Source organism: Mangrovimonas sp. TPBH4, from assembly GCF_001280505.1.
Classification (GTDB): Bacteria; Bacteroidota; Bacteroidia; order Flavobacteriales; family Flavobacteriaceae; genus Mangrovimonas_A.
Map to the genome: position 1 here is coordinate 182,892 of NZ_LBIO01000058.1, position 13,380 is coordinate 196,271.

The 13,380-nt window shown below is 34.0% G+C and carries 11 protein-coding genes; 3 read left to right on the plus strand and 8 right to left on the minus strand.

Annotation, left to right across the window (positions count from 1 at the left end):
- Positions 1-23: 23 nt before the first annotated feature.
- The gene (locus ZA05_RS15160; protein WP_053992525.1) at positions 24-539 is read left to right on the plus strand and encodes a DinB family protein; all 516 of its coding nucleotides are present in this window, start codon (positions 24-26) and stop codon (positions 537-539) included.
- Here ZA05_RS15160 and aroB read toward each other — a convergent pair.
- A complete protein-coding gene (gene aroB, locus ZA05_RS15165) occupies positions 530-1,606 on the minus strand; it encodes a 3-dehydroquinate synthase (protein ID WP_053992526.1) in 1,077 nt (358 codons plus the stop codon). The two genes, ZA05_RS15160 and aroB, sit on opposite strands and share 10 nt — an antisense overlap.
- 94 nt (positions 1,607-1,700) lie before the next feature.
- Here aroB and ZA05_RS15170 point away from each other — a divergent pair, with 94 nt between their 5' ends.
- Entirely contained in the window at positions 1,701-2,879 is a 1,179-nt protein-coding gene (locus tag ZA05_RS15170; RefSeq protein WP_053992527.1) for a proline dehydrogenase family protein, read from the plus strand.
- A 3-nt stretch (positions 2,880-2,882) separates the two neighbouring features.
- On the opposite strand, the gene ZA05_RS15175 is transcribed toward ZA05_RS15170, so the two are convergent.
- From ZA05_RS15175 to ZA05_RS15190, 4 genes are read right to left on the minus strand one after another with little or no spacing between them, the layout of a single operon-like run.
- Positions 2,883-5,243, minus strand: a complete 2,361-nt coding sequence (locus tag ZA05_RS15175) for a tyrosine-protein kinase family protein (protein WP_053992528.1) — start codon at positions 5,241-5,243, stop codon at positions 2,883-2,885.
- 6 nt (positions 5,244-5,249) lie between these two features.
- Positions 5,250-6,047 (minus strand): polysaccharide biosynthesis/export family protein, encoded by a 798-nt coding sequence (locus ZA05_RS15180; RefSeq protein WP_082333804.1) that lies wholly within the window; start codon positions 6,045-6,047, stop codon positions 5,250-5,252.
- Positions 6,048-6,066: 19 nt separating this feature from the next.
- Positions 6,067-7,962 (minus strand): nucleoside-diphosphate sugar epimerase/dehydratase, encoded by a 1,896-nt coding sequence (locus tag ZA05_RS15185; RefSeq protein WP_053992529.1) that lies wholly within the window; start codon positions 7,960-7,962, stop codon positions 6,067-6,069.
- Positions 7,959-9,083: a DegT/DnrJ/EryC1/StrS aminotransferase family protein gene (locus ZA05_RS15190; RefSeq protein WP_053992530.1), complete on the minus strand. Its 1,125-nt coding sequence runs from the start codon at positions 9,081-9,083 to the stop codon at positions 7,959-7,961. The genes ZA05_RS15185 and ZA05_RS15190 overlap by 4 nt, the downstream gene beginning before the upstream one ends.
- 273 nt (positions 9,084-9,356) lie before the next feature.
- Between ZA05_RS15190 and ZA05_RS15195 the strand changes: the two genes are divergently transcribed.
- On the plus strand, positions 9,357-10,589 hold the full coding sequence (locus tag ZA05_RS15195; RefSeq protein WP_053992531.1) for a GNAT family N-acetyltransferase: 1,233 nt from the start codon (positions 9,357-9,359) through the stop codon (positions 10,587-10,589).
- On the opposite strand, the gene ZA05_RS15200 is transcribed toward ZA05_RS15195, so the two are convergent.
- The 3 genes from ZA05_RS15200 to ZA05_RS15210 are packed head-to-tail and all read right to left on the minus strand — an operon-like array spanning position 10,582 to position 13,342.
- Positions 10,582-11,592, minus strand: a complete 1,011-nt coding sequence (locus ZA05_RS15200; protein WP_053992532.1) for an ATP-grasp domain-containing protein — start codon at positions 11,590-11,592, stop codon at positions 10,582-10,584. The genes ZA05_RS15195 and ZA05_RS15200 overlap by 8 nt on opposite strands.
- A complete protein-coding gene (locus ZA05_RS15205; RefSeq protein WP_082333805.1) occupies positions 11,585-12,238 on the minus strand; it encodes a sugar transferase in 654 nt (217 codons plus the stop codon). The genes ZA05_RS15200 and ZA05_RS15205 overlap by 8 nt, the downstream gene beginning before the upstream one ends.
- Positions 12,239-12,247: 9 nt before the next feature.
- A complete protein-coding gene (locus tag ZA05_RS15210) occupies positions 12,248-13,342 on the minus strand; it encodes a GNAT family N-acetyltransferase (RefSeq protein ID WP_053992533.1) in 1,095 nt (364 codons plus the stop codon).
- Positions 13,343-13,380 lie beyond the last annotated feature (38 nt).

Consider the following 13,380-nt stretch of genomic DNA (forward strand, 5'->3'; position numbering starts at 1 on the left):
CTTTTTTTTATAATTCAATTAAGATGAAAAGAGAAGATTTAACCCTAGAAGAATACCATCCGTTTTATCAATCTTACATTGATAAATCTGGAGGACTTGAACTATTGAGTGGTTTAAAAACTAATGGTATAGTGATTAAGCAGTTTTTGAAGCAAATTCAATTGGACAAGCATTTATTTAAGTATGCGGAAGGAAAATGGACGATTAAAGAACTTGTGCAGCATATTGTTGATACAGAACGGGTATTTGCTTACAGGGCACTTTGTATTTCAAGAAAAGATTCAACCTCCCTTCCTGGTTTCGAACAAGATGATTATGTATTGAACAGTAATGCCAATACTAAATCTATGTCCGATTTAATCGATGAATATGTGACGGTAAGAGCTAGTACAGTATCTTTATTCAATAGTTTTTCTGAAGATATGCTGTCTATCATAGGAAAGGCTAATCAATCAGATATCTCTGTAAGGGCAATTGGGTTTATCATACTTGGCCATGAAAACCATCATTGCCAAATCATTCGGGATCGTTATTTATAACAACTTTTGTAATATTCAAAAGCTTTCAGGATAAGCTGGTTGTCAACCGTACAATCAATTTTAGGTGTGCCTATACTTTCTAAAAGCACAAAGTTGATATTACCGTGTTCGTTCTTTTTGTCGTACTTCAAAAGTTCTATGATACTTTCAAAATCAGCTTCTTCAATTTGCACGTATTCGTAGATTTCACTAATTACATCTTGAATTTCTATTAGGTCTGCTTTAGATAATCCAGTAAGTTCAGATGAAATAAAACACTCCATAATGATGCCTATGCCAATCGCTTCTCCGTGCAGCAATTCAGGTTTTTCAGGGTGGTTCAAAAAATGGGATTCAATGGCATGTCCTAAAGTATGCCCAAAATTTAAGGTTTTTCTCAAATTATTTTCAAAAGGATCCTTCTCAACAATATCGTTTTTAATAAGTACTGATTCGTAAATTAAATTGTCTAGATCATGCAGAGTTAAATGAGCTAAATCGGTCATTCTATCCCAATAGGTTCTGTCGTAAATAAGCCCGTGTTTCAACATTTCTGCCAAACCAGATTTTAATTGATTTTGAGGAAGGGTATTGATAAATGAAGTGTCTATAACCACCATTTCACCAGAACTTATCACACCTATTTGATTTTTTAAAGCACCTAGGTCCACTCCGGTTTTACCACCAACAGAAGCGTCTACCATGGCCAGGAGGGTAGTAGGGATATTGATATACTTGATTCCCCTTTTAAAAGTGCAGGCTACAAAACCTCCCAAATCGGTCACAACACCTCCACCAAGATTTAGCAGTAAACTTTTTCTGTCCGCACCTAATTCTGATAATACGTTCCACACTCCTACACAAGTTTCGATGGTTTTATGCTGTTCCCCAGGTTCAATTTCAATAATCTCAATTTCCACATCAGTTTCCACTTTTGGCAAGAATCGAGAGAGGCACAAACCGTGGGTGTTGGAATCTACCAAGACAAAAATTTTGGAGAACCTATTCTTAGCTAAATATTGGTTTAATTGGGTGTAGGCTTCGTCGTTAAAGTGAACTTTGGAAGATGTTGATATGATGGATTTCATAGTGCAAAAAAAGTTAATAATATGGTGTGAAAATAAGGAGTTTTTTAGGATAAAATTAGGGGACGAATAAATATATTTGCATTATTTTTTTCAAATGACAACAAAACAATTATTTGACAACACAAAAGTTGCTTTTGAGTTAAAAAGTGACTCCGAACTAGAACGCGCCTATTTTTTGTTTAAAATGATTTCCCATGAGCCTTTGGTCAGGATTGGTACTGCGGCAACTAACTTCGCTTTAAAGGCGCATTTACCAGTTGAAGGATTGATTAGGGCTACGGTTTTTGATCATTTTTGTGGAGGTGTAAATGAAGAGGATTGTTTGAATGTCATTGACAAGATGTATGACAAAGGAGTGTGCTCTGTATTGGATTTTTCGGTGGAAGGAAAAGAAACGGAAGCACATTTTGATGGGGCCATGGAAACCACCTTAAAAATCATTCGTTTTGCAGATGAAAGAAAGGCGATGCCAATTGCTGTTTTTAAACCAACGGGATTTGGAAGGTTTCATTTATATCAAAAACTAGGAGAAGGAAAAACCCTTACGGATTCTGAACAAAAGGAGTGGGACCGTGTTGTAGAGCGTTTTGATACGGTGTGTAAATTGGCCAAGGAGAAAGATGTTGAAATTTTGATTGACGCTGAAGAAAGCTGGATGCAAAATACCGCAGATGCTTTAGTGGAAGAAATGATGCGTCGTTACAATACTGAAAAACCCATAGTTTACAATACGCTTCAGACTTACCGGTGGGATCGTTTGGATTTTCTTAAATCATTGCACGAACAAGCTCAAAAGGATGGATTTAAAATAGGCGTGAAGATTGTTAGAGGTGCCTATATGGAAAAGGAGCGCGAAAGAGCAGAAGATAAAGGGTATGCATCGCCAATTTGTGAAACCAAAGAATTAACAGACAAAACCTTTAATGATACGTTGATGTATTGTCTGGAAAATTTAAATGACATCGCTGTTTTCATAGGAACCCATAATGAATACAGTTGTTATTTGGCTATGGATTTGATGGAGCAATATAAAATTTCTCGAAATGACAATAGAGTATGGTTTGGACAGCTTTATGGCATGAGTGATCATATAAGTTTCAATCTTGCCCACGAAGGTTATAACGTTGCTAAATATGTGCCATTTGGCCCTGTAAAGGACGTGATGCCTTATTTAATCAGAAGGGCAGAAGAGAATACTTCTGTTGCAGGACAAACTACTAGGGAGCTTAATTTACTTAAAAAAGAGCGCTCAAGGAGAAAGCTAGACAGCTAAGAGTTATTTTTTGAATCTAAACCATTTCTTTTTGTTTGGGTTTTTTCCATAACCATAGCCATAGCTGTAGCCATACCCGCTTTTAGAATTGGTGCCATTTAAAACAACGGCCATATTGGTAAGTCTCCCTTCTTTATATAAGGTTTGTGCAATATGGAGCTGGCGCTTATCAACATTGTTTACACTAACCACATATAAAAACATATCTGCGTATTGGCTAATTAAATGCGTGTCTGTAACCAATCCGACCGCAGCAGTGTCAACAATAATTACATCATATTTATTTTTAATCTCATTAAATAATTCTCCCACTCTTTCACTCATTAGCAACTCAGCAGGGTTTGGAGGGATAGTTCCAGATGGAATTAAAAATAAATGGTCATTTCCCTCAATATTGACGGTTATATCATTTATAGATAATTCTTGATCACTAATAAAGTCTGTAAGTCCTTTGTGCGTTTTGATATTGAGATAGTCATCAACCTTAGGAACTCTAATATCCGTTTCAAGTATGAGGCATTTTTGCCCAGAATACGAGAAGGAAGTAGCTAGGTTTACACAAGTATGAGATTTACCTTCTTGACTTGTAGTAGAGGTGACAAAAATTGTATTTCCTTTTGTTTTTTTGTCTTTTAACAAGAAATTAATGTTGGTTCGTAGAATTCTAAAGGCTTCCGCTTTTGGAGAATAGTCAATTTTCTTTATTATATTGTTTTTGGAACGAATTGACTTAGGAATGTGCCCAATATAGGGGGCGCTTAGTATTCGCTGTAGGTCATCCTTATTGTGAACTTTATTATCTAATAAATCTTTGATGTATAAGTAACCTATCGGAATAGTTAAACCGATTAAAAAAGATGCTAGATAAATGATTTTTTTCTTTGGACTAACCGGTGTTGATTGGGAATAGGCTTGATCTATTACTTTTGCATTGGGAGCTGACATGCCCAGGGTTATTGCGGTTTCCTCTCTTTTTTGAAGTAAATACAAGTAAAGAGATTCTTTAATGTCTTGCTGTCTTTTAATATCTCGGAATTGGCGCTCTTTTGTTGGAGCTGAATAAATCTGAGCATTTATTCTTTCCTCCTCATTGTTTAGATTATTAAGAGTTATTTTATTTGTATTCTCTATATTGTTTAAGCTTTGCTTTAAATTTTCTTTTAATGCTGCAATTTGATTGTCTAAATTGATGACAGTAGGATTCTTTTCACTTGAATTTTTTAAAATTCTATTTCTTTGAAGAACCAATTCATTATGACTCTTTGTAATCTGGCCTACTGAATTATCTGAAATTCCAATATCAGCCGGCAGCAGGTCTGCATTGCTGCTATGGTCATCCAAATGATCTTGCATATAATCGATAAGCTCTAATTGGTTTGAGGTTTCGATTATTCTTGACTCTGTCTCTTTTTCACTTTGCAAATAGATGTTGGCCTGAGAATTAAGAGCTGTTAGCTTATTGGATTTCTGTAAACTTTCAGCTGTAAAATCAACCTCTTCTAATTCCCTTGAAACCATATCCAATCTATTGGTAATAAAAGCCGAGGTTGTTTCTATGATTTGTTCTTTATCATTGATGACATCTTGATTGTATTTTTCAATAAGCTTATTTAAAACCACGACGGATTTTTCTGGAATTTCTTCGGTAACGGATACCTTAATAACATTGGACTCTTTGCTGCTTTCTATTTTTATTTTACTAAGATAACCTTCAATTACATTATCTAAAGGAGTGATTCTTATTTCAACATAGGAATCTACTGCTGTTCCGTAAACTCCAATATTGGGCGTAAGGATGAATTCTCCGTAATCCCAAGACACTTTGTCTCCAAAATTATAGATTTCAGAAGGGGGGTCCCCTAATTTGAATAGCTTGAAGTTATCTGTATATGAAAGTTCGAACTGCTGCGGGGAAAGGACTTTTATGAATAAAGATTTGCCGACCTTGTCTATGATGCTATCACTTTCAAGAAAGTTAATAGTAAACGGGGGCGCTGTGTAAGCTTCTCCATCCAAAATTTTACCACTTACATATTGTTTAATATTCAGTTTAAGGTCTTTTACAACTGCATCAATAATTGTGCGGGATTTAATGATTTCTATTTCGTCGTTAACATTCGAAAAGTTATTCGAAAACATCCCATAATTTTGAAGCGTGGAAATTTCAGCAAGCTTATTGGAGTTTTTATCCTCTTTAATTTTAAGCGATGCAGTAGCTTCATACATAGGGGAGGTGTACCTAATTTTTAAAAAGGCTAGACATAATGCAGTGACAAGACAAGCCAAAATGAGTTTCCATTGTGATAAGTAGGTGCCTACCACATTATTTACTAATTCCTTGGTATTTACATTTTGGTTTTCCATTGTAGATTATTTTACAACAAAAATTGCTGTAATGGTTGCTAATGTAGATATGGCTGAGATTATTACTGCTGTATTTGGATTATATGTAGAAGCATTTCTTCTGGCTCTATTAGGCTCAACCACTAAAACATCGTTTTGTGCCATATAATACAATTGAGAATTGACTAAGTTAACAGAAGTAAGATCTAGTCTAGCAAAACGTTTTTCACCTCCCGTCTCTCTAATCAAAAAAACATTAGTCCGTTTACCATTATTAGTCAAGTCTCCGGCGAGACCTAAGGCTTCACTAACTGAAATTCTTTCATCTTGAATAGTGTAGGTTCCAGGCTTATTAACTTCTCCAAGAACGGTAATCGTAAAATTAGCAAGCCTAATATTTATAATAGGGTCTTTAATATATTCAGAAAGCCTTTCCTTTAAATAAGCCGTGGCTTGGGTTCTTGTAAGACCTCCTAGTTTAACGGTACCCAATACCGGAAATTCAACATTTCCATTAGAATCTATAAGGTATGTTTGCATTTTTAATTCTCCTTGTGCTCCTATTACTGACATAGAATACGATACAACAGGAAGATTGAAAGGTCTTGATGCTTCTGGGTCAAGAGATGAAACATCTATTGTTAGAAGATCGTCAGTGCCATAAACCAATTCGGTGTTCACTAGACTTATGTCTTGTTTTTTTACAGGTTCATCTTGAAAATACACAAAATCTTTTCTGCTTGCACAGGAAACTGAAAAAGCAACCAAAAAGAGAAGTATTGCATTCTTGTGTGAAAACAATTTTGTAGATATAATAAGTTTCATATCAACAGGACTTTTGATGTTAGTTTTTAATATCTAAAACCTCAAACTTGGAATTGTTTGATAGGTACTCAGGGATAATATTTTTTATTTGCGCTACAATTTCCAAATTTTGAACTTTAGAATAAATATTACATAAGTTAGTGATTTTGCAACAAATATCTTCAGCATCAATATTTGCAACAAGGGCTATCATTATCTTTTCGTGATAGGTTGGTCTAGTCTTTTCTCCATCGGCAAGAAGTTCCTCATATATTTTTTCACCAGGCCTCAATCCTGTAATTTTAATACTAATATCTTCAGGGTACCTTAAACCTGAAAGTGCAATCATGTTCTTGGCTAAATCAAATATTTTAACAGAGGACCCCATATCAAACACAAAAATTTCACCACCATCACCCATTGTTGCCGCTTCAAGAACGAGTTGACATGCTTCTGAAATAGTCATGAAATATCTTGTGATATCCTTATGTGTTACGGTAAGTGGGCCGCCTTCTTCAATTTGTTTTTTGAACAATGGAATCACGGAGCCATTTGAGCCAAGAACATTACCAAAACGTGTGGTAATAAACTTGGTGTGTCCCGGTCCATTCTGAAGGCAATTCACATACAATTCTGCAATGCGTTTTGTAGCTCCCATGACATTAGTTGGGTTAACAGCTTTGTCCGTTGAAATAAAAATAAATTTATCTACAGCATGCTTAACGGATAAATCAGCAACATTTTTGGTCCCTGTAATATTAGCACTAACAGCTTCGTAAGGGTTGCTTTCCATTAAAGGGACGTGCTTATATGCAGCGGCATGAAATACTATTTTAGGTTTTGTTCTGTTAAATATTTCATCCATTCTGTTTTCGTCCCTGACATCTGCAACGATGGCAGTAAAATTTTCAATTTCTTTCCTTGAAAACTCTTGTTGAATGTCATACAAAGCTGATTCTGCAATATCCACAAGAATCAAATTCTTATATTTATATTGAGTGATTTTACGGGCTATTTCGCTACCTATTGAGCCAGCAGCCCCAGTAATTAATATTATTTCATCATCGTATTGGTTTTCAAGCTCTGGATTTACAATAGATATAGGTTCGCGCCCCAATAGATCTTCTATTTTAACATCTTTAATTTGGCCAATACTCAAATCGCCATCAATCCATTGTTGAACAGGGGGGACTATTTTAACCTTTAACTTAAGCTCTAACAAATACCCTGTAATATTCATAAGACGAGTAGGGTCGATGCTTTGAATAGAAATAATTACTTCGTCAATTTTGTTTTTTGAAACGAATTGATGATTTATTTTAATTAGACTATAGACATACAAGAGATCTATTTTTTTTCCTATTTTGCTTTCGTTGTCATCAATAAAACCAACTACATTATGATTGGTTTTTGGATCATTTGTTATGGCGTCATAGGTAATCATTCCCGAGCTACCAGCACCATAAATCAAAACATTGGTAATAGGTTGTAAATCCTGGATAAGGCTATTATACATGGATTTAATGAAAAGTTTTGCTCCAATCAGGAATAAAATATTGAGCAACAGGTGAATGTAAATGATGGACCCAGAAATATTGAATATACTTTCGTAATTGTATTTCCTACTAAAATAAGTAGTGATAATTAGGATAGTAGCCAAAATATTTGTTCCAATAATAATATTGATGATATCCTTGTATCCGGTATATCTTACAACTCCTTTATGAGACCCGACCGCCAAAAAACTAAGACAGGCTGCCAAAACAACAAAGGGAAGTTGTTTTAACATAAGAAAGAAGTCGAAATTAATTCTAAAATTGAACCTAATTAAATAGGAGAGGAGGAAAGTGAAGATGATAATACATAAATCAAAGAGTAATACCAACCATTTGGAGGCATATCTTTGGGTTAGTTTATTTATGAAATCCAAATTCATACTCTAAAATACATTTTTATTGCCAATATTACTCTATTTATTTCATCTTCAGTTAAATTGGACCCACTTGGAATACATAAACCTCTTTTGAAAAGGTCGCTTGAAACCCCATTCGTGTATGCTGGACTATTTTTGTAAATAGGCTGTAAGTGCATCGGTTTCCATAATGGTCGGGATTCTATATTTAGCTTTTCTAAATATATTCTTAAACCTTCTCTGGTTTTCTCTGAATCTAGAAGGAAGCATGTTAGCCATCGGTTGGATTTATAATTCGGAGGTTCATTTAGGAAAGCTATCTTGTCAATAAAATTTAATTGATCATGGTAGGTTTGGTAGTTGCTCCTTCGCTGTTGAACTCTTTCATCTAAAACTTTCATTTGTCCTCGGCCTATACCTGCAAGAACATTAGACATTCTATAATTATACCCAATTGTGGAATGGTGATATTCCGCAGCATTATCTCTGGCTTGGGTTGCTAAAAACAAGGCTCTTTCATTTAAGGACTTGTCTTTGGTTATAATTGCCCCTCCTCCAGAAGTTGTAATTATTTTATTGCCATTGAAGGAAAGAACAGAAATAAATCCAAATGTGCCACATTTTTGATTGCTGAAGGAGCTCCCCAAGGCTTCAGCACTGTCTTCAATGATGGGGATTTCATAATCTGATGCTATTTTATGAATGTCTGCTACCAAATAGGGCATTCCATAGAGGTGAACCGTGATGATTGCTTTAGGTTTTTTATTCTTTGCAATTCTATCTTTTATGGCCTTTTCAAGGAGTTCCGGAGAGATATTCCAAGTTTCGGTTTCGCTGTCCACAAAAACCGGTTTTGCACCAAGGTAGGTTATTGGGTTTGCAGAAGCGGCAAAAGTTTTGCTTTGGCATATCACCTCGTCATTTGGGCCAATTCCTAAAAGGATCAAAGCTATATGGATTGCAGCCGTACCAGAACTTAGAGCCGTGGCATGACTGTTCATACCCAAATAGGATTCCAAATCCTTTTCGAACCCCGTAACATTTGGTCCCAATGGAGCGATCCAATTGGTTTCAAATGCCTTATTAATATACTGTTGTTCTTTTCCTCCCATGTGAGGAGAGGAAAGCCATATCTTTGAGTTCATGCAATTGCTTTGTTGGTTCTGGCTATTTTATTGGATAGGGATAAATTCATTCAAATTTACGGACTAATTAAAGGTTATGAAACAAATTCCCTTCAAAAAGTTTACTCACAAACTATAAATATCAGACAATACTTAGATTGCTCAAGAATAAAACCGATAAATGGGAAGATTTTTACGTTTTCAATGTTAAGTTATTGTTTTTCAGTCATGTCTTTTCTTTAAAGTATTATTTTTATTATACATTTATGTTAGAGCCTTTAATTTTATTGTACCATGAACAACCCATTTACCTCAAGTGCCTTTGTCAAATTATGGTCTAAATATTTCAACGAAAACCGAGATGTGGTTAAGTTTGATTTTATTCCAAATGTCAAATTTTTTAAAGGGAATTGGAAACCATTTTATATCAATGTTGGAAAAAATTTAACGAAAGGAGTATGTTATAACCTTAATTATGAAGCTAAGGATTATAAAAACAAGGTTTTCTTGGTTTATGATATTCCAGAGTATTTTAACGTCCCATCTCTGGATCAAAGTCAAACCGATTTAAGATGTAAAACGATTTATCAATATGATGGATTTTTGTTGGATTTTAAAGACTACAGCACACCTCAGGAATACATCAAAAGTAGAATTAGTTCAAAAAATATAAGGGGGTACAAGTCAAGGAAGCGAAGGTTGGAGGATTGCTTTAATATTTCCTATAAGTTTCACAATAGTGATTTAGATAGAACTTCATTTGAGGTGCTTTTTGAGCAATTTCATGGATTATTGACAAAACGATTTGCCGACAAGCAATTCAATTATCATCACTTACAATCTAACAAATGGGAGTTTTATAGAGAATATGTTTTTGAAATGCTTCAAAGGGAACAAGCTACTTTATTTGTTATTTATAATGGAAACTCACCTATAGCAATTACCCTAAACATAAATTCCGATACTATAGTATTTGTCTCAATCACAGTTTTTGATACAGATTACTATAAATTCAATATTGGAAAAATATCAATAATTAAAATTATAGAGTGGTGCTTTGAGCATAATATGAAAATTGCTGATTTCTCTAAAGGGTACTTTGATTTTAAGGAAGAATGGGGGAACGTTCAATATCATTTTGACTATCATATTTTGTATGATTCGAAATCGCTTTTTGCCAGAACGGTGGCCTGGAAATTAAGTTTGTTTTTTAAGTTCAAGCAATATTTAAGACAAAAGAATGTAAACATATTTTACAGACGCTTCCTGTTTCAATTAAAGTCTAGGAGAGACCGCTTGTATAATACCAAAATAAAAATTGAAAACATTGATGATTTTCAATTGGATCAAACCTTTACCACGGTGGATTTAGATGATTATAAATCCGATTATTACAGAAAATATGTTTACTCGTTTCTATTTGCTAACCCAGAGCCGATTGAAAATATTAAAGTTTATAAAAAAATTAATGGGGACACCTTAGTGATAAATGGAGCTGAAAAATCACAACGAATCATACTTAATTAATTCTTAGTAATCTATCGCATTTAGAGTACATTATATTAGGTTTGTATTTCATGAATCTTGAAATATCTGAGTTTCCTTTTAGCCATTCAATATACATGGCCGAAGTGTTAACTCCTGCTTCATGTGAAAAGGGGTAACCGCCACCAAATCTAGGGTTTAATTCTAAAATATAAAGTTTGTTGTTTGTAAGGAATACATCACAGTCCAAATTACCAACGTGCCCAAGATATTTTGAAATTTGTTGGCCGCAATCTTCGAATTTTTGATCAATTACAGAAATAGCCTTATCGGTTTCTCCAGATCTCATGTATAACTTTTTTCTAACAAAAGTACCTATATAATTACCGTTAAGATCATTGACAATATCCATTCCAAATTCTTGACCAGGTATTTTTTCTTGTATTATCAATTCTTTGAATTTTTCTGGTAAATTGAAATTTTGGCAAGTAGTTTTTAGCTTAAGTTTTTGTAATTTGAATATAAGTTCAAGTTCTTCCATGTTGTTAGCAAACTCTAGCCCTTTGGAAGCACTTCCCCACCGAGGTTTAACAACCAAAGGGAAGTTTAGTTCCTTTTTTTCTAAAGCCTTTTTTGTATCGTCAAGATTGTTGTAAGTAAGAGGAGAATTTAGTCCAATGGATTGAATGAAATTATGTGTTTTTAGTTTGTCGTATGCTATATCAATAACCCTTTCATCAGAAATAATCACTTTTGTCCCTGTAGATTCCAGTTCTTCCTTATGCCTTGAAATGAGAGGTAATTCTAAGTCATTCAATGATATTACTGCATTAATATTGTGTTTTTTAATTGCCGATTTCAGCTCATCAATATAATTATTGGAATAAATGCTTGGAAAAAGTATAGCCCTATCGGCCTCCACCATAGCTGGAGCACTTGCGCTTAAATCCCCTGCATAAACGATACCGTCTCCATTTAAAGCTTGTTTGAAATAATTGATTAAATAGGTGCGCCTACCTGCACATGTAAATAATATATTAATCATAATCTATAAATGAATTTTCAGTCTTGAGGGTTCCAGTAAAATCTGGAACAATATCATTCTCGGGAGAATAAATTCCATCCTTTTTGAATACTTTAAAAATGGTAGCAAAGATTATTTTTAAATCCAACTTGGATGAAATATTGCGGACATACCACACATCCAAATTAAATTTTTCTTCCCAAGAAATGGAATTTCTACCATTTATTTGGGCCCAACCGGTAATCCCTGGCTTTACATCATGTCGTTGTTTTTGGAAATCGTTGTAAAGAGGCAAATACCTAACATGCAAAGGTCTTGGCCCAATAAGGCTCATGTCTCCCTTAATGACATTTATCAATTGGGGAATTTCATCCAAAGAGTATTTACGTAAAAACATTCCTGTTTTAGTTAATCGTTCTTTTGGTGGAAGCAATTGCCCATTTGCATCTTTCCTATCGTTCATGGTTTTAAATTTAATAATTTTAAAGATGGCTTCATTTTTTCCGGGACGTTCTTGATAGAAAAAAAACTTGCCGTTATTTTTGAACCATAAAACAACTAGGATAATTAAAAAGAGAGGTGAAAGTAAAATCATTCCTATAGTAGCCAAAATGAAATCCATTGTTGGTTTTAGAAAATTAATGTAAAAAGATTGTTTTTGATACATGTTTTGAAATTATCTATATACACACCTCTTCATCGATTCATTGTTTTGTCGGTACGCAGGGAAATATTTGCAGGTCATTTTGTCCATATCTGAAACATTAGTTTTAAATACAGAGCATAACATATCATAAGCCTTTTGGTTGACAATTTTTCTTCCGGTATAATAAACAGAATCCTTATCATTAGGGAAGAAGGATTTTTTATATTTATAAAGGCTGTCATAGTTAGTTCTGCCCCCTCCTAAAACATAATAGTCCATATGGTTTTTCCTAGCCCATTTTATTACCTCCAATTTTAGAAAATCATTTGGCCTTAGGTTAAAGTAATTAGATAGAGTGCCTCCTAAATAGGAAAACAATGTTGTGCCTGAAATCAATATTAATTCAGTAGAAATTGCGATGTTATTAAAATATGTAAATGCAATTAAACATTTGCCCTTACTCAATTTAATTATGTTTTTCAAACAATGAATGGAGTAGAAGTATTCTCTTTCAGCATGGATTCTAGCCATTGTTTTTGTATAAATACCATGGAACAATTCTATTTTTGAATCCTCTATATCGCGAAAGACTATCTCTATTTTTAAATTGTTGGATATGCTTCTTCTGTAGTTGTTCCGTACTTTTTGTTTAAAGTTACTCCATTGATCCTTTTCGTTGATGATTGCGCCTCTTACATTGCTTAGGGTAGGAATTAATACTCCTGTATAAAAATCATAATTATTACATAAATTAAACCTGATAAACTCTGAAACAACATTGTTGTCTCGGTACCAATTGTCAACCAGCTCCCAGAATAGTAGTAGCCAACCCCGTGATAAAGTTCTGTTAAACAACGGGCCACTATAACCATAGGGGGAAATTACATCATAATATTGCTTTTCCTGATTTTGGCAGGTTATTTTTCTCAGTAAAAAGGGCATAACAATAATGATTTTCCCATCATTATTTTGCATAACAAAGCACCTTAAATTTCCTTCCGTAAGTTCATTAAGATTTGCATCAATAATCCTGTAAAAAGGGTTGGTTATATCAAAAGACTCTAGAATTTCTAGATACTCAGTGAAATCGGATTCATTCTGTATTTTTTTTACAAGCAGTTCCATGAAATTCAAATTATATGTTATTGAATAGTATACATTGC

Bases quoted from the DNA above. Each gene is read 5' to 3' on its own strand.
- ZA05_RS15160 (WP_053992525.1), top strand. From the start codon at position 24: ATGAAAAGAGAAGATTTAACCCTAGAAGAATACCATCCGTTTTATCAA.
- aroB (WP_053992526.1), bottom strand. From the start codon at position 1,606: ATGAAATCCATCATATCAACATCTTCCAAAGTTCACTTTAACGACGAA.
- ZA05_RS15170 (WP_053992527.1), top strand. From the start codon at position 1,701: ATGACAACAAAACAATTATTTGACAACACAAAAGTTGCTTTTGAGTTA.
- ZA05_RS15175 (WP_053992528.1), bottom strand. From the start codon at position 5,243: ATGGAAAACCAAAATGTAAATACCAAGGAATTAGTAAATAATGTGGTA.
- ZA05_RS15180 (WP_082333804.1), bottom strand. From the start codon at position 6,047: ATGAAACTTATTATATCTACAAAATTGTTTTCACACAAGAATGCAATA.
- ZA05_RS15185 (WP_053992529.1), bottom strand. From the start codon at position 7,962: ATGAATTTGGATTTCATAAATAAACTAACCCAAAGATATGCCTCCAAA.
- ZA05_RS15190 (WP_053992530.1), bottom strand. From the start codon at position 9,083: ATGAACTCAAAGATATGGCTTTCCTCTCCTCACATGGGAGGAAAAGAA.
- ZA05_RS15195 (WP_053992531.1), top strand. From the start codon at position 9,357: ATGAACAACCCATTTACCTCAAGTGCCTTTGTCAAATTATGGTCTAAA.
- ZA05_RS15200 (WP_053992532.1), bottom strand. From the start codon at position 11,592: ATGATTAATATATTATTTACATGTGCAGGTAGGCGCACCTATTTAATC.
- ZA05_RS15205 (WP_082333805.1), bottom strand. From the start codon at position 12,238: ATGTATCAAAAACAATCTTTTTACATTAATTTTCTAAAACCAACAATG.
- ZA05_RS15210 (WP_053992533.1), bottom strand. From the start codon at position 13,342: ATGGAACTGCTTGTAAAAAAAATACAGAATGAATCCGATTTCACTGAG.